Source organism: Desulfosediminicola flagellatus, from assembly GCF_005116655.2.
Classification (GTDB): Bacteria; Desulfobacterota; Desulfobulbia; order Desulfobulbales; family Desulfocapsaceae; genus Desulfopila; species Desulfopila flagellata.
Genome location: NZ_CP050698.1, coordinates 4970958 through 4987765 on the forward strand (window position 1 = coordinate 4970958; position 16808 = coordinate 4987765).

Annotated in this window: 19 protein-coding genes; 4 read left to right on the plus strand and 15 right to left on the minus strand. The window is 44.2% G+C overall.

The features are described 5' to 3' along the window. Positions 1 to 4: 4 nt before the first annotated feature. The 3 genes from FCL46_RS20625 to FCL46_RS20635 form a co-directional block, all read right to left on the minus strand. Positions 5 to 223: a hypothetical protein gene (locus tag FCL46_RS20625; protein WP_136806003.1), complete on the minus strand. Its 219-nt coding sequence runs from the start codon at positions 221 to 223 to the stop codon at positions 5 to 7. Then, positions 217 to 1923, minus strand: a complete 1707-nt coding sequence (locus tag FCL46_RS20630; protein ID WP_136806004.1) for an aldehyde ferredoxin oxidoreductase C-terminal domain-containing protein — start codon at positions 1921 to 1923, stop codon at positions 217 to 219. The genes FCL46_RS20625 and FCL46_RS20630 overlap by 7 nt, the downstream gene beginning before the upstream one ends. A 208-nt stretch (positions 1924 to 2131) precedes the next feature. Further along, a complete protein-coding gene (locus tag FCL46_RS20635) occupies positions 2132 to 3364 on the minus strand; it encodes an amidohydrolase family protein (RefSeq protein ID WP_136806005.1) in 1233 nt (410 codons plus the stop codon). 246 nt (positions 3365 to 3610) lie between these two features. On the opposite strand from FCL46_RS20635, the gene FCL46_RS20640 reads away from it, so the two are divergent. The 3 genes from FCL46_RS20640 to FCL46_RS20650 all read left to right on the plus strand — a co-directional run bounded on the left by FCL46_RS20640 (position 3611) and on the right by FCL46_RS20650 (position 5527). Then, on the plus strand, positions 3611 to 4099 hold the full coding sequence (locus FCL46_RS20640) for a cupin domain-containing protein (protein WP_136806006.1): 489 nt from the start codon (positions 3611 to 3613) through the stop codon (positions 4097 to 4099). After that, a complete protein-coding gene (locus FCL46_RS20645; RefSeq protein WP_136806007.1) occupies positions 4092 to 4958 on the plus strand; it encodes a metallophosphoesterase in 867 nt (288 codons plus the stop codon). Before FCL46_RS20640 ends, FCL46_RS20645 begins: the two co-directional genes overlap by 8 nt. A gap of 95 nt (positions 4959 to 5053) precedes the next feature. After that, a complete protein-coding gene (locus FCL46_RS20650) occupies positions 5054 to 5527 on the plus strand; it encodes a hypothetical protein (protein ID WP_136806008.1) in 474 nt (157 codons plus the stop codon). Between the two features lie 43 nt (positions 5528 to 5570). On the opposite strand, the gene FCL46_RS20655 is transcribed toward FCL46_RS20650, so the two are convergent. The 7 genes from FCL46_RS20655 to FCL46_RS20685 form a co-directional block, all read right to left on the minus strand. Next, complete coding sequence (locus FCL46_RS20655; protein ID WP_136806009.1) at positions 5571 to 5825, minus strand: VF530 family protein; 255 nt, start codon at positions 5823 to 5825, stop codon at positions 5571 to 5573. A gap of 75 nt (positions 5826 to 5900) precedes the next feature. Next, positions 5901 to 6401 (minus strand): TrmH family RNA methyltransferase, encoded by a 501-nt coding sequence (locus tag FCL46_RS20660; protein WP_176371617.1) that lies wholly within the window; start codon positions 6399 to 6401, stop codon positions 5901 to 5903. Positions 6402 to 6403: 2 nt separating this feature from the next. Beyond that, positions 6404 to 7180, minus strand: coding sequence for a tRNA pseudouridine(38-40) synthase TruA (gene truA, locus FCL46_RS20665; protein ID WP_167505773.1), 777 nt, complete (start codon positions 7178 to 7180; stop codon positions 6404 to 6406). A 176-nt stretch (positions 7181 to 7356) separates the two neighbouring features. Continuing rightward, entirely contained in the window at positions 7357 to 9402 is a 2046-nt protein-coding gene (locus FCL46_RS20670) for an acyltransferase family protein (protein ID WP_136806011.1), read from the minus strand. Between the two features lie 763 nt (positions 9403 to 10165). Beyond that, positions 10166 to 10708 carry a hypothetical protein gene (locus FCL46_RS20675; protein WP_136806012.1) on the minus strand — a complete coding sequence of 181 codons (543 nt, stop codon included), beginning with the start codon at positions 10706 to 10708 and terminating at the stop codon, positions 10166 to 10168. Between the two features lie 136 nt (positions 10709 to 10844). Then, entirely contained in the window at positions 10845 to 11261 is a 417-nt protein-coding gene (locus FCL46_RS20680) for a hypothetical protein (protein ID WP_228723261.1), read from the minus strand. An 86-nt stretch (positions 11262 to 11347) separates the two neighbouring features. Continuing rightward, the gene (locus FCL46_RS20685) at positions 11348 to 12124 is read right to left on the minus strand and encodes a methyltransferase domain-containing protein (protein WP_420811288.1); all 777 of its coding nucleotides are present in this window, start codon (positions 12122 to 12124) and stop codon (positions 11348 to 11350) included. A gap of 325 nt (positions 12125 to 12449) precedes the next feature. Here FCL46_RS20685 and FCL46_RS20690 point away from each other — a divergent pair, with 325 nt between their 5' ends. Next, on the plus strand, positions 12450 to 13016 hold the full coding sequence (locus tag FCL46_RS20690) for a flavodoxin family protein (protein WP_136806014.1): 567 nt from the start codon (positions 12450 to 12452) through the stop codon (positions 13014 to 13016). A 203-nt stretch (positions 13017 to 13219) separates the two neighbouring features. Here the strand turns inward: FCL46_RS20690 and FCL46_RS20695 are convergent, their stop codons facing one another. The 5 genes from FCL46_RS20695 to FCL46_RS20715 form a co-directional block, all read right to left on the minus strand. Continuing rightward, positions 13220 to 13558 (minus strand): P-II family nitrogen regulator, encoded by a 339-nt coding sequence (locus tag FCL46_RS20695; RefSeq protein WP_136806015.1) that lies wholly within the window; start codon positions 13556 to 13558, stop codon positions 13220 to 13222. Position 13559: 1 nt separating this feature from the next. Further along, entirely contained in the window at positions 13560 to 14354 is a 795-nt protein-coding gene (locus FCL46_RS20700) for a DUF1538 domain-containing protein (protein WP_136806016.1), read from the minus strand. A 10-nt stretch (positions 14355 to 14364) separates the two neighbouring features. Continuing rightward, positions 14365 to 15114, minus strand: coding sequence for a DUF1538 domain-containing protein (locus FCL46_RS20705; RefSeq protein WP_136806017.1), 750 nt, complete (start codon positions 15112 to 15114; stop codon positions 14365 to 14367). A 184-nt stretch (positions 15115 to 15298) separates the two neighbouring features. Beyond that, entirely contained in the window at positions 15299 to 15499 is a 201-nt protein-coding gene (locus FCL46_RS20710; protein ID WP_136806018.1) for a cold-shock protein, read from the minus strand. An 88-nt stretch (positions 15500 to 15587) separates the two neighbouring features. Beyond that, the gene (locus FCL46_RS20715) at positions 15588 to 15827 is read right to left on the minus strand and encodes a hypothetical protein (protein ID WP_136806019.1); all 240 of its coding nucleotides are present in this window, start codon (positions 15825 to 15827) and stop codon (positions 15588 to 15590) included. Positions 15828 to 16808 lie beyond the last annotated feature (981 nt).

The window sequence follows — 16808 nt, forward strand, 5'->3', positions numbered from 1 at the left end:
AGGGTCAGCCTCCGGAAATCGCTGGAAAGATATCGATCTCATCATGCTCGCCGACAATATCGTTTCTTTTCAAAACCTTTCCAGCCCTGACTGCAATATAGCCGCCAAGTTCAATGTCAGCTTTGGCGGCACACTGCGTAAGAATTAATTCCAAAGACTCAGGTCTATCAATACTCAGCGAAACGGAACCCGCATCGCTGAGTTTGAAGTTCACCTTTACCATCGACGCGCCTCGGCACTTTCTTCATCGGTGATATCCATCCGCTCGCCGGTTTCCACCTGGGCTTCATCATAGAATGTCTCAGCAAAACGGTAATCAAGCGCTGTAATCCCTGCATCGGTGTTGAATTTATGCTCCAGCCGCAACGTCTCTTTGACGAAATCGTCAAACTCTTCAGAGGTAATATCAACACCATGACGCGCCTTGATAAGCTCAAGCAACGGTGTCATATCGTTGCGCACTGAGTAGCGCACGAAGTTGCACATTCCCATTGCATCCATACGTGAACCGATAACCTGAAACTTCTTGGATAAAACCACCTTTCCTTCCTTGCTGATTGGATCATCCTCATCACGCAGAGTAAAACCAAAGGTATGATCCGCGCCCATTGGTGAGGAAAGATAGGTCATTGCCATTCCTTTAGTACCGCGAGGCTCATAGGCAGGAATGGCCTGACCGAGCACGTGCGGTGCATGGCGTACTCCAAGCACTTTTGCAGCGACCTTACAACCTGACCCGATGATCCGGCCAAGCGGTGTGAGTTCTTTGACTTCGTTCATCAACCTAATGGCCGCATCGCTATCACCAAATTCGGCAAGCCCTGCTTCCATGGCAACACCGATTGCAGCCCCGCAATCGAGAGTATCGACACCAGCATCATTGGCAATACGATTCATCTCAGCAATGGCATCAAGATTTTTAAGGCAAAGATTAGAACCCATAAGAGCCATTGTCTCATATTCTACGGGCGAGCAGAGAAGCTTGCCGTCTTTATCAGGATAAACGTTTGAACACTGAATCGCGCATGGATGCTGACAGGCATGCTGAGTCATCCCTTCACCGCCCCGCGCCTTGATTGTGTCATACATAGTCTGGGCGTTAATATCCTTTGCACCTTCAAATTCACCGTGGGTGAAATTTCTGGTCGGTAGCACCTTGAGCGCCTGACAGATGTCAACCATCGCGGCTGTTCCGTATTTGGTAAACTGAGATGACACCGGGTTTTCTTTAAGCAACTGAACGATTTTTCTGGTACCTGCCTTAAACCCATCCTGATCGATATAATCAGGTTTTACCTCTCCATCGTTCAGAATTACTATTGCGACAATTTTCTTGCTGGCCATAACAGCACCCATGCCGCCGCGACCTGCATAACGGGAACACACACCATGCGGGTCAGAACAGGCAATACCTGATGCAAGAAGTAATTTTTCAGCGGCAGGGCCGATGGTTATACAGCCCGCTTTTTTACCGAATCTCTCACTCAACAGTTCGGATTTTTTATAAACGCCTTTACCGGCAATAAATTCGCCGTCAATAAATTCGGTGGAATCTTTACCGATAACAATTATTTTCCAACCAGCTTTATCAGAAGGAGCATCTTCGAGCGCAATACATCGCAAGCCCTGTTCGGCCATTCGTAATCCTACAATACCACCGGCATTACTCTCTTTTATACCGCCCGTCAGAGGACTCTTGCCTCCGATGCTTAACCTGTTTGAGCTTGAAACTGTTGTACCGCTCAAGGCACCATTACAGAAAAACAGAGTATTCTTTTTACCAAACGGGTCGCATGTTGGGTCTACTTCCCGGCTTACAAGTCGGGAAGAAAGCGTTCGTGCGCCAAGCAGATACTCTTTGGCGGTGAAGCTCTCATTTCTTGACTCACCAGTAGCGGTGTTAATTCTCAGAATGGAAAACATCGTACGTCCTCTCGGCTTGATATAGGCGGGTCTGAACCGGTATTTTCAGTACGTCTACATGAGTAAATAGCCGGCAAATTTTATGATTCCACTATATTGATTGTGGCCAAATTATAAGTCAATTACAGCTTGGTCAAGTATACAATTGTTTTTTTCCATTTTTCAGTTGAGTTATACCGAAATGTGAGAACATACACATCTTTTGGATTCAATCAGTGCCCTGAACATGCTTCATTGGATTTTTCAGGTAAATCTCACTTGGTTTTCCTGCAAGATAAATAGATTCCAGATATGAGAATTTCCGCGGCAACTGGGCCGGAGTCCCCCTGGTAACAAGAAAATCTGCAGGTCTTCCTTTCTGCAACAGCCCTGCTTCTGTTATTCCCAGCAGCTCAGCACCAAGTGAAGTTGCGCTCTGCACGATCTCCTCAAGGCTATAACCGGCCTTGGTGAATAGCTTCATCTCTTCAAAAACACCTTCTCCATGCAACACGCCCGGACTGCCGGAATCAGTGCCAAGAACAACCTTCACACCGATCTCCCTTGCCAGTCTCAACTGGTCAAGTTGATGCTGAAGATTTTTACGGGCAACCACTTCACCATTTACATTTCCCTGGTAGGAAAGTATTTCAGCATAGGCCTTCATGGTACAGACTGTAGGTACCCAAAAACAGCCTTTTCGAGCCATTAACTCAAGATTTTCTCGACCCATGAAAAATCCATGTTCAATAGAATGGCAACCCGCCTCAACCGCCTCCTGCACCGGCAGTTTTCCATTAGCATGCACCATCACCTTTCGACCATCCTTCTCTGCCTCACGAACAAGCATACGTATTTCTTCAGCATTAAACTGCGGCGCTGTCTCTTTTCCGTAATTCTTCAAACTGTTGAGGCCTGAATTTACCAGTTTAATAAACGATGTGTGACCCTCTTCCCGCAAATAGGCTTCTGCAAGTGTTTCTCCCTGCGCAGGACATCTGCCGATTAACCCCCCATATCTACCTTTGCGGTGCCAGGCACGACCGGGCGTAATAACCTGCACGGGAAATTTTAGCGATGCTGCTCTGTTCAGATATGTGTGCACACAGTTATCCCTATCCCCACCGTCACGCACCGTAAGCACGCCATGATTAAACAACTGCTCAAGATGTGTTTCGATATACGGCTCCAGCTCTTCACAACCTGCAACAAGCTGGTTCTCCCTCGTTTGCTGGTCCATACTTCCAGACATTGCCAGATGCACATGACTATCGATAAACGGCGGCATAACAGCACCAAATGAAAAGTCAGCTGTCAGTTTCCGGTGCTGAACAATCTGTTCAGAGTATTTTTCGATATGTGTAATACTCCCTTCAGTGATGGTCATCACAACATCTCGCAGAATCGGCCCGCCGCTGCCGTCAATCAACCACCCAGCACGAATATATGAAATCCCGGTCATAAAACAGCTCCCTTTCCCGATGCTTTTATTGCGATAGATTTGTCGTAATCGGATATTTTTTCATTTTCACGCTAACACTATGCATATAATAACCATTTCTCTGCAGCAGCAAGGAGCAGTGCTGAAAAACCTCCTCCTGGTCCTATTTATATTTCACGTTCATTATGGCATACAATTATCTACGTCATACAGTTTTCATGTGAAACAGGAAAGCATCATGCATATTCCCCTATCAGTGAGGTGACTATGGTAGACGCATATACCATCGCACATTTTGACTTTGATAATCTTCCGTGGCTTACCAGCCCTCGTAATGCTCTTCAACTGCAAGGTGTTGCACTGGGTTTTATAAAAATCCCTCCAGAAGATGGTTATACCTTCACTCACACGCACAGAGAGCAGGAAGAAGTGTATATAGTTATAGAGGGTTCAGGAACTATAGCTATTAATGACGAGTTACTCGACCTTACTCCAGGTGATGTGATACGGGTCTCGCCCAATGCAAAACGCGCCTTGAAAGCTGGAGGTGATGGGCTATTTGCCATATGCGCTGGAGCAGTCCCGGCAGGATTCCCCAAAAATCCGCAATCGAGATATATGATTGATGACGGCGTGCCTGATTATGATGACATCCCGCCATGGCACCGTGACAAACGCGAGGTAGTAGAGAAAAACATGATACTCAAACAACGCATGCTTAAGTCCCAACTCAAACGAAAAAAGCGGAATGAGTAATACCAAAAAAACGTTCAGTCGCCGTGCCCTGCTGAGAACCTTAATCTATTCTACCATCGCACTCTCTGGTTCAACAGCTTATGCAACGTCTGACAATCTCGAAATCCTTCATACAGATGTACCAATAGAAGGGCTTCCTGCCGCCTTGGATGGTTTTACAATCGGCGTGATGTCTGATTTTCATGCCGGTGCCTTAGGAAATAATGAAGTGTGTCTGAATGCCATCCAGGCGATGCATGAACTCAAACCTGATATGATTACTCTGGCTGGCGATTTTGTTGACGGGGCAAACAGTCATGACGCTGAAAATATACACAACAGCATGTTCCTCTTTCAAGAACTAGAAACCCTCAATGCACCATTTGGGGTGTTTGCAGTTCTTGGTAATCATGACCACTGGGCTGATAGTAAGCATGTAACCGAACTGTTGACAGCAAAAAACATCCCCGTTTTGAATAACAGAAATATCAGGCTGGCAAATGGACTGATTCTGGCAGGCGTCGATGATTTATGGGAAGGCCCCGGGGATATCAGGAAAGCACTCAGGGGAGTTGAGTCAGAAAAACATATAAATATGTTATCTCACAATCCTGATATCAATGAAGATCTCATTCATGACAGCTCCGTATCCCTGGTAATATCCGGACATACACACGGAGGGCAGATTCGGGCACCAATCTCTCACTGGGCTCCCTGGGTTCCTTGTGGACCACGATACACAGGTAAAACCGGCTTGATTTTTGAGACCGCTCAACGGCGTAGTTTTATTAGCAAAGGAGTTGGGACATTTCTCCTGCCTCTACGATTATTTTGCCCGCCTGACGTTGCGGTATTGCACTTAAGAAGTGTAAAAGTATAGACACATTAGCTCCCGCATATGGTAATAGTTCACCTATGTTTCACCTGTTTTTTTGAAATGTCCATGAACAGCAATAGAATGTCAGAGAGGCGAACATGCAGCAGATCAGGTTTTCGGATGCAATTCAAAGATTGGCCAGTTTCGGTATTAAGGATCAGTATATCTATCTGATCGATCTGGTGTTACTCTGTGAAATGGCCTGGGCTGATGGAAAAATTCAGGACGCGGAACGGGACGTACTCTTTGGGCATCTCAACTGTCATGTTGACAGTATCAATCGACTGGCAGGCTGTAACGTTCTCAGCCATAAAAGTGCCAAAGAGTTTGTCAGAACGTTTCTCGATAATCGTCCGGACCAGAAGCTACTCAAGGAGATTCATGACCTCATCCCCGCAATAAGACTGAGCAGCAAAGATCCTGAAAGTGTCGAGAAGATCCGACTGGATATTCTTAACGGCTGTCTCGATATAGCAGCAAGCGCAGTGACAACCTACCCTTATGGACTAACCGAGCGTTTTACTGCTGAAGAAAAAGAATGCTATCATAAGATTGTACAACTGCTGAGCTAATATTTTTTGTAACTATTCAATAGCACTCCACCTACCCATATAGTTACACGTCTTTACTTTTGGGCCACACCCTCTGTTCTCTCTTTTTCATCGAGATATAGAGATTTTCTACTTTTGTCCGCGCCCAGGGTGTTTTGCGTAAAAGCTTCAGACTCGAATTTATTGTAGGATTAGTAGTAAAACACTTAATCTTTATATATTTACCGAGTTTTTCCCAGCCATAATCAGCAACCAGAGCTGTCAAAATCTGCTCTAAAGTCACTCCGTGCAGGAAATCAGGTGTTTTCTTTTCACTCATAAATCGGGGTATCTCGTATTTAAAATATTAAGAGAGGAAGTTATTGCTGCAATAGGGTTTCAGCCTGAAGAGCCACTATCCTTGCGGGTATTGGCGACAATACTCATAAAGCGCAATACTGGTCGCAGTAGCCGCATTAAAACTATGGGGTAACCCATATACAGGGATCTCAACAACATCATCTAAAACTTCCAGAATTTCGGAAGTTAACCCTGTACGTTCGTTGCCAATCACCAGGGCTGTACGTCGCGAAAATTCGTAGCAATGCATACTCACTGAATTCGTTGTCTGCTCAAGACCTACCAGCCGGTAGCCATCATCTTTCAACCGTTTCAGCACTGGAAGAAGAGTTCGGTGCGTTGAGATATCAAGTTCTGATTCACCATCGCGGGCGATCTTTGAGATAAGACTGGCATTACCGGTCAAGACCAGCCGTTCTATGGCGCATGCACTTCCCGTGCGTGCAATACTGGAAACATTCACATTACTGCGCATCGGCGCACATGCTACTATTATCTCCCGCGGCCTGGTAAGCTCAGAGCCTGGCTTGTGGCGCAGGTGTTCGAATTTACTCATCCTTAAAAACCTCGGTTAACATCTTCACTCATTTCTTCTTTACTGTAATACACTGACTCAAGGTATAAACCTGATGCCGGAGCTGTTCCCGGTGCAGCCTTGCGGTCCTTTGCCTCAAGGATACGGCACAAATCTTCGCGGGTGTAACGCCCTTCACCAACTTTAACAATTGCCCGGACAATGTTGCGCACCATCTTATAGAGGAAGCCATCGGCACAGATATCAAAGGTAATAACAGGTAACTCATGATTAATTACCGCCATAGTCACGGTACGATGAGTCATCTTCTGTTTAAAGTTTGGACGAGTAGCAAAAGAGGCAAAATCGTGCTCGCCTTCAAAAACAGAGCAGGCATCAATCATCGCCTGCACGTCGAGGCTGCTTGTTACATGCCAAACCCTGCCATCACGATCTTTCGGCAGTTTTTTATCATTCCAGATCACATACCGATAGCGCTTCCCTATTGCGCTGTCGCAGGCATGAAAATCATCCGGCACTTCGCGCACATCCACTACCCGAAGATCTTTTGCAAGTACACTATTTAACTGTTCTTTGATATCTTCCGGCTGTAAGCCTGCAGGAAGCTCGACACTCGCCACCTGGCCATTAGCATGTGCGCCTCGATCAGTACGTCCAGATCCTCTTACTGCCGCACGAACTCCAAACAATTGCTCCACCGCCTGCTCAAGGGCATATTGAACGGTCGGCTTGTCGCCGTGCCGTTGCCAGCCAAGGTACGCGCGGCCGTCATATGAAACAGTCATACGATAATTAGACATAGTAGAAATTTCATTAGACATAATAAATATTTAATCCCTTAAAGAGATGAGTAAGCAATAGATTTTATAGTGTGTTTCTGTTTTTCCGTCGCACCTATGTACCATGAATCAACACAGAGATGAAGAGACACTTCTCCAACCATAAGCATAAATACGTCGGGTGTAATTTATGTGCATCAAAGGCGGTAGGCTGATGGCAGAATTTCAGCCAGAATAGGACGCAAAAATCGTGCGCCCTCCAGGTTTAGATGATTGCTGTCCCGATATATAATCTTCTCATTCTGCTTTGCCTCGCACGAAGAATCATTACACATATAGAGGACAGGATCAAAAAAGAAGACATTTTCCATGCTGCCCAATTGCTGAAGAAACTCTCTGGATCGTAATAGCGAAGGTTCAATCATATCAACAGCCAGTGAACATATATCCGTTGACGGATGAATATCATTATACACCCATCGTTTGAAGGGTGTTTCCGCCTCTAAATAACATTCAGGAGGATGGTTAGGAAATTCAGGCATCTGCCCGAGGATTATCACTTCATGAGCATTCTCTGTGAGTTTGAAAACCATTTCGGTAAAATATTTTTTGAATATCCGTTCGGTTTCTTCGCTATCCTGCCTGACTGCTTCTGAGTCAATAAAATACGTCTCAGGCGGTTCGATCATGCCGTTTGCAAAATATGTTTCCCACCGACCGGCAAGAACTACCACCTCAGTCTTTTCATTATCGATTGTTGCCAGCACCTTTTCATTGCTGCTCAGACATGTTCCATACTTTGTGCTAATTCCATCGAAAGATCTGTACACCGTGAAATCTCCGACTAAGGGAGGGCATGCACTTTTGGAGATTTGCCGCAATGAGATGTGATCTTTTTCAGCCCATGTCTCAAGCGCTGGCATATAATGATCAGCATGAGAATCACCCCACAAAATTGCTTTTTTATTACCATAATCATACACACAGCTTTCTGAACCGGGTAGTTCTGTTTCTGAACCAGACACATGGCATTCATCACGAAATGGATTTTTACTATACAAATCGGGCTGATTGAGATGAGTGAATCGAAAAGAGAGGCCATCGAGACTTATTGAGATGGACACTGCAAGTAAAATGATAGATACAACAAACGCTCCGGCAAATGGTCGCTTAATCAAGCGATATCGCAAATTGAGTGGAGTAAAAGGGCGTGGCCGTTCTTTTCGCCTGAAAGGTGTTTCTATCCATTTATAGGAAACGTAGGCTGCCAGTATGCTAAATAGTGCAACGGCTACAATTTCCCCAAAGCGTAACTCTCGTCCCAGGTAATTTTTTACATAGGCAATTACAGGCCAATGCCACAGGTAGAGTGAATAGGAAATAAGACCAATAAAAACAATGAATTTCAGAGATAGAAATCGATGAACAACTCCCAATACACCTGATTTGCCCGAATATATAATCAGCACAGTACCGACGACGGCAAGCGTGGCGGAAATCCCGGGAAATCTCAAAGTATCATTAACAAAAATCAAGGAAGCGAAGATGAGCACTATTCCGATTGCGCTGAGAATTTCGACCTTTTTCTGCGATGAAATATTAGGGAGAACAGGAAGTGCTATCATCGCACCGGCCCCCAACTCCCATGCTCGCGAATAAATCATGAAAAATGCCAACTTCGGCGAGTAAACAGTAAGGATTTCACTGGCAATCAACGAGCTACCCAGAAATATCAGGAAAAAATACACATACCTTCGATTTGAACAATATTTGGCCAAAAGAATCATGGTCAATGGCCAGAGAAGGTAAAACTGTTCCTCTACCGACAAGCTCCACATATGAAGAAGAGGAGAGGAGTCGAATGTTTTTTCGAAATAATCCACATTTCCTGCAAACAGAAAATTTGAAATAAAAACGAGGCTATTACTCATTGCCTTGCCATATTGCTCCAACGGCTCAGGGGTTAGCAAAAGATAGCCAAGAATGGTTGTGAACAGCAGGAGAAAAAAGTAGGCTGGTAAGATTCTGCGAATTCGCCTTTCGTAAAATCGTATTAAAGAGAATTCCTTCGCATTGATCTCCCGTGCGAGTATGGAAGTGATCAAATATCCCGATATCACAAAGAAAATATCTACTCCAGTGAAACCTCCCGGGCAAAGGTTATGATCCAGATGATAGAGAAGCACTCCCAAAACTGCTATGGCACGCAGGCCGTCAATATCTGGTCTATAGGTAGTTTTCATGAAATGAACAGGTAAAATGATATAATATGGGGGATGCTGGGTGCTATACGCAATTTACTACCTGGCAGCCACATCATCTCAAGCATGATGTGAATCCATATAACGTTTTTATTCTAAAATAAAATTTTTCCGCCAATTGAAACTTCTGAGGTCTCAACACTTCAGTAACGGGTCATTTTTCAGCTGGTACGCAATATAGCCGTACAATTTTGAAATACAACACAACAGTTTTTTATAGATTTTTTGAAAAGACATCTCCCATGCATACCAGGAGGCTGTCAGAGAATAGGAATTTCTTCTCAAGTAGAGGACATTTGACAATAACAAGCGGAAACATATGCTTGATATTTAGAGCATTATTTCTTAAAAATTCCGAATATTTTGAGAAAAAGCCATTCCAGGAATATCTGAGGTAAAGAGCATTCAAATGAGCCTATTACACCGCATGTATAAAAAAATCATATTACCACCGAAACTCAGCCACATGGAGTGAGGCGATAGGTGTGAGGAGTCAACGGCATCATTTGGCAAAAAAATCTCAAATCTGTTGTGAAATATGATAATTACTGTGTGTGAACATTTTCCTGTTCATTACACCTCACGCCTTTCTCCTCACCGTTTGAAGCTGAGGATTAGTGGTAATCGGATAGAAAAATACATGTTCATGTTGTTCAAAAGTTCCAATGCTGAATATGACCAGATAGAGGAACATGCTCTTTCCTCAGACAAAACCGCTTAATCAAATAGTATTACGGTTATATTACTATACGGGCAGCACAGCCTGAATGCATTTTTCTTCGAGATTTTTTCTACTTTCCTGTATTTCACCAATACGCGAAATAAGTAATTCACCAGCTTCGCCCTGCTCCTGCAACAGTGCTTTCTGAGCCGCACATATATACCAGGTGCAGATAAATGGTCGTTCATCACGAGGAAGGCTGCATCCGTTATCTAAAAGAAAACAGCACCTTCCATCAGGTTCACGACTCACCTGAGTTTCCTGAAAAGACTTTCCTGCCAGTTGCAGATACAATAAATCCCGTATCTCATACCAGACAGTGGCCCGCATGCAGCAAACATCGCTACACAAACTACACGTTTTCTCACAAAGCTCCTGCAATTGTGCATCAACCGCAGAATAGCTTGTGCGGATATTTTCAGTCAATCCCGTTATAGCCTGAGTATCTTCACCAATCCCGTCACAGATACGCTCAATAGAAAGCTGTAATTCCATCCACTGCTCTCTGTTCTGCCAGGGAATCATCGTCTGAACGACAACGTTTTTATCTACGCTTTTCGGGTCCATAATTACCTCAGTTCTAATCCGGGTACCTAACGTCCCCAGCCTGCCGCCGGTGACGAGTGACTAACAACACATTGCCCTGAAATACAACCAGCAGACTCAGTGTTACATGAGTTATGGTCATTTCACAATCGTCTGCTTAATAGATCCGCCGATGACGGATATTTTTCGGAGCATGTGATCCAATGGATGCAATAATAAATACAGCCAGTATTGCTGGAGCTGCGGGTAGCAGACCATGAAATCCAGCTCCGAGTAAAACACATTTCGCCAAAGTAACCATGCCGGAAATTTCCCGATACACCTCACGATGCCTCATGGCCTCAGCAAAGAATAAAACCACACCGGTTATACCGGCCATGTAGATAGAGAAATCAGGGAGTGTAAACCTGTCTGCAAAAAGATAGAGGCAGAGAAAAAGAGCAGCCCCAACCTGATGAAGGGCCCGCGTAAAGATGGAGAGCCAGAGCACCCAAACCGGGCGATGCATAGTTCTGCCAAAGAGAGATGTATTATCCGAAATATCCCCTTTACTCTCCTGCCTGTCAATATTCATATACTCGTCATCTCCTGAACCTCAGCATAGCTCTCTCATCACCGGTAGAGGAGATGACATATTCAGCAGTACCAAAAGTCGGTATGCTATTTTTTTGCTTTAAACAATTCACCCGCCGTATATTGCGATGTACTCGTACCACTTGTTCCCAAATGCTCGACATCAACAAATCCAGCCTTCTGCATATGTTCGATCTGATCTCGCACGGAGACCGCACCACCTATTCACTGGGCCCAGGCATCAAGATTGCCGGACATTCCCGGAGGAAGAGGCTTATTGAGGATCATATCGGCAAACTGCAGTCGCCCACCCGGCTTCAATACTCGTCGAATTTCCTTGAAGAGTTCAAGTTTTTCAGCTGAGAGATTGATTACTCCATTTGAGATAACTACATCAAACGTATCATCTTCATAAGGGATGCGCGCAGAATCGACCAGTTGAGTTTCGCATTTCGTAATTCCCAACCTCGAGAAATTACTCTCGGCCTTATCCAACATCTCGGCAGTCATATCAATACCGCAAACACGACCTGTTTCACCAACGAGTGAATGAGCCACTATCATATCAAACCCGGCACCGCAACCAACGTCAAGTACAACGCTACCTGCGGCAATTTGTTCGATGCCGAACGGGTTGCCAACCCCGCAAAATGACCTCAGCAAATCTTCAGGCATTTCGTTGATGATGCTCATGTCGTAGCCGAGCTCTATTGCTCCCTGCCTGCCGACTGTGTACTTAAAAAACCCATCTGCGGACTTTGTTGCAACATCTTTGTATTTATTCTGTATTGCCGATCGAATAGCTTCTAACTGTGCTTGTGTAAACGGTTCATTCGAAAGGGTAGCCTGCGGTGTCTCCTGAATCTGTACTCCTGCTACCGGCAAACTGCCGGAAAGTCCTGGGGGTTTTCACACACCTGTTTTTAAATCACATTTTGGAAATTGATCCATAGTATATCCCGTACGTAATAATGTATTCCCTGAGACATCATGCTTTTCAGGGAATTTCTTTCAAAGTCTTCAAGACCCATTAAGAGAGCATCTTTTAATGTACTGCATGATGGTACATAATAGTAATTCATCAGAATCGTTATTGCTATATGCAACGTTTTGCAGAAATCACAAAAAAGCTGTACATAATAGAGTTCAGTTATTTTTTGCCCCGCGCAATTCCAGATAAGGAGAAAAAATGAAGAGAACAATCGTTCTGATGGCTAGCCCAAGATTGCAAAGCAACACAGATATATTAGCAAACAAAATAGTAGAAGGCATCAAATCGGTTGGTTCACCGGATGACATCGTCGAGCAGATCGATCTGGTTGAGATGCAGAAATATGTCTGTTGCGCCTGTGGTCGATGCAGGGCTGCCGGCCAATGCCTTCAGTTTCCAAAGGTAACAGAAAAACTCGAAATGATTAAAGAGGCTGATGGTCTGGTTATTGCCACACCCGTCTGGTGGCTTTCTTCATCAAGTTATCTGAAAATATTTATCGATCACTGGGGAGCTTTCCTGCGACCTGATTACACCTCAAGAATTTCTGGAAAACGCGCTGTACTCGCTGCAGTCTGTGGTAATCCTCAGGAAGATCTTGCAGAAAAAGTGTGTGACGATCTTCGTCAGATACTCTCGTTCCTCGGTGTAAAAGTAATAGGTCACCTGAGTGTTAAGGGCGTTGCTGATCACGGTGCAATTGTACGTGAAACCCAAAGCCTTGAAAGTGCATTTGAACTTGGAGCAGCACTCTACACTAAGTAACAAGTTCCCCTGCCATCACGCACAAAAAAGCCGGAATCTTCTTAAAGAGGATCCGGCTTTCGTTTCTTTTCGTCTCTCATAGTATATGAAGGTCTGACAACCATAGTTGATCACCAGTTACTCCATATATTTTAGCCAATTACCACACCGCACCACTTTCGTCAGTCACTGAATAGTAACGAAAAATAGTAACTCCGTGCTCATCATTCTCCGGCAAATTTCTTAAACCTGTCCATCTGGGCCTCAAGACCGATTACCTGATCTACAGGAAGCACAAAAGCTATTCCTGTACCCGGTTTTTCAAACTCGCCGACCCGGCCAATGGTTTCAAGTATAGTATCAACAATATGTTCTTCTAAAAGGAACATGATAATGTCGGTCTGCGCCTCAAGACTTAACCCGAAAAAGGTTTTCGCCTCACGAATTCCCGTCCCGCGAGCCGGGATGATCGTTGCGCCTGTAGCACCAGCCGCCTTGGCAGCGTCAACGATTTTGTCGGTCAAGGTGGTTTTGACCGAAGCCAGGATAATCTTGAACCTCATCTCACTTCTCCTTTTTAGTCGTTTTTACTTTAACTTCTCTGGTGCTAAGCCACTGGGCAATCTGGGCATAAGCTAAAACTGTGATAATTGGAAACAGGCTTGCAAACGCGATCAGGCCGAAACCGTCAATAGCTGGATTTCTGCCGGGAACCGAGGCAGAGAGACCAAGTCCTAGCGCTGCAACGATGGGCACTGTTACGGTCGAGGTGGTAACTCCACCAGAATCATATGCCAAGGGGATCAACGATTTTGGTGAGAAAAACGTCTGAACAATAACAACACAATATCCCGCCATAATATACATATACAACGGTGTTCCGGTTACGATCCTGAATGTTCCGAGGCAAATGCCGAACGCAACACCAATGGCGACAGTTATCCTCAGTCCCCATTCGTTAATAGCACCACCAGAGACATCTTTGGCCTTGTAAGCCACGGCGATAAGTGACGGTTCTGCGACAGTAGTAGCAAAACCAATTGCTGCTGCAAACACATAAATCCACCAGTACACTTTCCAGTCTGTCAGATCTACCGAAGCAGCGCTGCCCTGCAGAAAAACGGGGTCGGTCAACTGCTCAGCCATGATTTTCCCAAGAGGAAAAAGGGCATCTTCAAGACCGGTTAAAAATAAAGTTAACCCAATTAATACATACAGACTTCCAACCAGAATCCTCGTCAGATTTTCCAACGGCTGTTTTATGACAACAAGTTGGAAAAAGCCAAATAACAGAACGATAGGAATAAGGTCTCTGCTTGTTAATAAAAGGGTTTTCAGGAGATCCGTTAACAGTTCCATCAAGTCCTCTTCAAATACCGAAAAACAGGATGCCATAGACCATAACAAACATCATTGGCAGTAATGAAGCAAAAGCGATCAGGCCAAAACCATCCAGCAGGGGATTTCGACCCCGAATGACTGTTGCCAGGCCAACTCCCAATGCGGTAACGAGCGGTACGGTTATCGTTGAGGTCGTTACACCACCAGCATCGTATGCGATACCTATGATCTCATCAGGAGCAATGGTGGTAATGAGCATCACCAGGACATATCCACTGATGATCATGAAATGAATCGGCCAGTTCAGAAGTATGCGTAACACACCGAGAAGAATTGCAAAACCGACAGAAAAGGCGACTGTCATTCTGAGACCAAGCGCATAATTAGCCATGACAGAGGCTTCATTTTCGAGAAGCCCGCCTTCCATGGCAATATGTGCTGCCTCTTTGGAAATAGCAATCAGAGCGGGTTCAGCTACAGTGGTGGAAAAACCGAGTGCAAAAGCAAAAATCAGTAACCAGAACAGACTACCTTTACGGGACAACTCCTGAGCCATGGTTTCCCCGATGGGAAAAAGCGCCATCTCAAGCCCCTGGATAAACATACTTAAACCGGCAATCACAAGCAGAAATCCTACGAGCATTTCCCCGAGTTGTGGAAGCGGTTGTCGAATAACAACGAGTTGAAAAAAGGCTATCACAGCAACTATAGGCAACAAATCTATTGTTGACTGCTTCAACCTTTCCAGCACATAAGACAATGTCTTGGATTGCAACATGGTGGAGGACCCTGTTAAATATCTAAACGACTTAAGCATTCTGTAATAACATCCAATATATAGTATTTATATATTGAATTACAATCTGTTTTCACGCTTACCTGTTTAAGATATTCTAAAAAAAGAGCAAAAAAAACCCCGCCACAAGGGCGGGGTTTTTGAATATCGTGAGATATTCTAGCGATCAGATCTTCTGTACATTAGATGCAGCAGGACCTTTAGCGCCATCAACAACCTCAAAGCTTACTCTCTCGCCTTCCTGGAGAGATCTGAAGCCTTCAGACTGAATAGCAGAGTGATGTACGAATACATCTTTTCCGCCATCCTGCTCGATGAAACCAAAACCTTTTGCATCATTAAACCATTTAACTGTACCTTCAGCCATGTTACTACTCCTTGTTCGTTGTGCTATAATCTTGCACGGTTGTAGGTCGACTCCATTAGGAGCCGTTGAAATACGCTGATACTATCTTTTAGACAGCACAGCAAGTTCGTTTAAGGTGGCGCAGAAAACCTGTACCGCCTTGTGCGGGAAAACCAATAGCATCTGAAAATGCAGTTCGACTTTCCCAACATTGTTCTGCCATTCGCATTAATGCGTCAAGTATGGCAGACACCTTTATTCGGGCATCATCACTACAATGCTGCCCTCTAGTCAGCGCATCCGAACCCAATGGTCCGGTCGCTGTATATTGATCTTTGGATATTGACATAGATACGTCACGAGATAACAAAACAGTCCAGAGCAACAACACAATTTGTGCTGAGGTATTTTGGAAACTAGATTTATTATTTGAGAATCGTATAACTGGCACGTGATTTACTTACTAAAATAAAGAGTCATTCTGTACGGCATATTAGAATAAGCCGTTTCCCTTACTAAATAACAAAGGTTGTCCAGAACTTGCCAATCCGTTCGAAAACATGACAGCATCTCTGGTTATTTTAATCACTGGAAAATATATTGTTTGCAAAGAAGTGTTACCCTAAAAAAAAGTTTCTAGCATACTCCCCGTATTTCTTTACTCAGCAGGAAACTTTTAGGTATCTATCGTGAAAGTGCAACTGAGGAATTCGTGCTATGATTTATCTGAAAGAGAATATAGGTCATAGTCACTCTTTTCACAAGATATATTTTTCAAGACGAGTACGCTTTTCAACTATTTGGGCAGTGAAAAATCTGAAAGCACCTACCTTGTCTGTTGAAATCTCAGAACATTAGTTATTTATGAAAATGATATTTTTTTTCATAACGAGGGCTAAAAAACAGACCTTTTATGAACCAGACACAATTAAATGGATTTATTCGTTAGGCGCATCTTACTTTCCCGAAGTGTATTCTGATCCATTGTCAGCACCTGCACGAGTCATACCTCACCCCACCCGCGTAATTAATATGTATTTTTTCACAAACCCACCACCTGATTTGATGTTAAAAGAATCCCCAACTCAAGTAACAGTTTGTTTTTTATTCTCAAATAAAAAAGCTCATGAAAAATCCGGACTAAGCATTGTGTTGACCAGCGTGTATTATATCCCGTTTCACCTCTTACCAGACCAACACCACATCCAAGATGTTTTTATTGTAGGAAATCCTTCCCCCCTACGTCCTCTTTCATTACTGACATTATGTTTGTGTATTTTTTTTCAGACAGAATTTTCAGACAAGTAATGTATTATCAATCCGTTGGATA

Excerpts from the sequence above, each read along its gene's own strand:
- FCL46_RS20670 (WP_136806011.1), bottom strand. The coding sequence starts at position 9,402 with ATGAAAACTACCTATAGACCAGATATTGACGGCCTGCGTGCCATAGCA.
- truA (WP_167505773.1), bottom strand. The coding sequence starts at position 7,180 with ATGTCTAATTATCGTATGACTGTTTCATATGACGGCCGCGCGTACCTT.
- FCL46_RS20635 (WP_136806005.1), bottom strand. The coding sequence starts at position 3,364 with ATGACCGGGATTTCATATATTCGTGCTGGGTGGTTGATTGACGGCAGC.
- FCL46_RS20680 (WP_228723261.1), bottom strand. The coding sequence starts at position 11,261 with ATGAATATTGACAGGCAGGAGAGTAAAGGGGATATTTCGGATAATACA.
- FCL46_RS20645 (WP_136806007.1), top strand. The coding sequence starts at position 4,092 with ATGAGTAATACCAAAAAAACGTTCAGTCGCCGTGCCCTGCTGAGAACC.
- FCL46_RS20675 (WP_136806012.1), bottom strand. The coding sequence starts at position 10,708 with ATGGACCCGAAAAGCGTAGATAAAAACGTTGTCGTTCAGACGATGATT.
- FCL46_RS20690 (WP_136806014.1), top strand. The coding sequence starts at position 12,450 with ATGAAGAGAACAATCGTTCTGATGGCTAGCCCAAGATTGCAAAGCAAC.
- FCL46_RS20625 (WP_136806003.1), bottom strand. The coding sequence starts at position 223 with ATGGTAAAGGTGAACTTCAAACTCAGCGATGCGGGTTCCGTTTCGCTG.
- FCL46_RS20715 (WP_136806019.1), bottom strand. The coding sequence starts at position 15,827 with ATGTCAATATCCAAAGATCAATATACAGCGACCGGACCATTGGGTTCG.
- FCL46_RS20655 (WP_136806009.1), bottom strand. The coding sequence starts at position 5,825 with ATGAGTGAAAAGAAAACACCTGATTTCCTGCACGGAGTGACTTTAGAG.
- FCL46_RS20640 (WP_136806006.1), top strand. The coding sequence starts at position 3,611 with ATGGTAGACGCATATACCATCGCACATTTTGACTTTGATAATCTTCCG.
- FCL46_RS20630 (WP_136806004.1), bottom strand. The coding sequence starts at position 1,923 with ATGTTTTCCATTCTGAGAATTAACACCGCTACTGGTGAGTCAAGAAAT.
- FCL46_RS20650 (WP_136806008.1), top strand. The coding sequence starts at position 5,054 with ATGCAGCAGATCAGGTTTTCGGATGCAATTCAAAGATTGGCCAGTTTC.
- FCL46_RS20660 (WP_176371617.1), bottom strand. The coding sequence starts at position 6,401 with ATGAGTAAATTCGAACACCTGCGCCACAAGCCAGGCTCTGAGCTTACC.
- FCL46_RS20705 (WP_136806017.1), bottom strand. The coding sequence starts at position 15,114 with ATGTTGCAATCCAAGACATTGTCTTATGTGCTGGAAAGGTTGAAGCAG.
- FCL46_RS20695 (WP_136806015.1), bottom strand. The coding sequence starts at position 13,558 with ATGAGGTTCAAGATTATCCTGGCTTCGGTCAAAACCACCTTGACCGAC.
- FCL46_RS20700 (WP_136806016.1), bottom strand. The coding sequence starts at position 14,354 with ATGGAACTGTTAACGGATCTCCTGAAAACCCTTTTATTAACAAGCAGA.
- FCL46_RS20710 (WP_136806018.1), bottom strand. The coding sequence starts at position 15,499 with ATGGCTGAAGGTACAGTTAAATGGTTTAATGATGCAAAAGGTTTTGGT.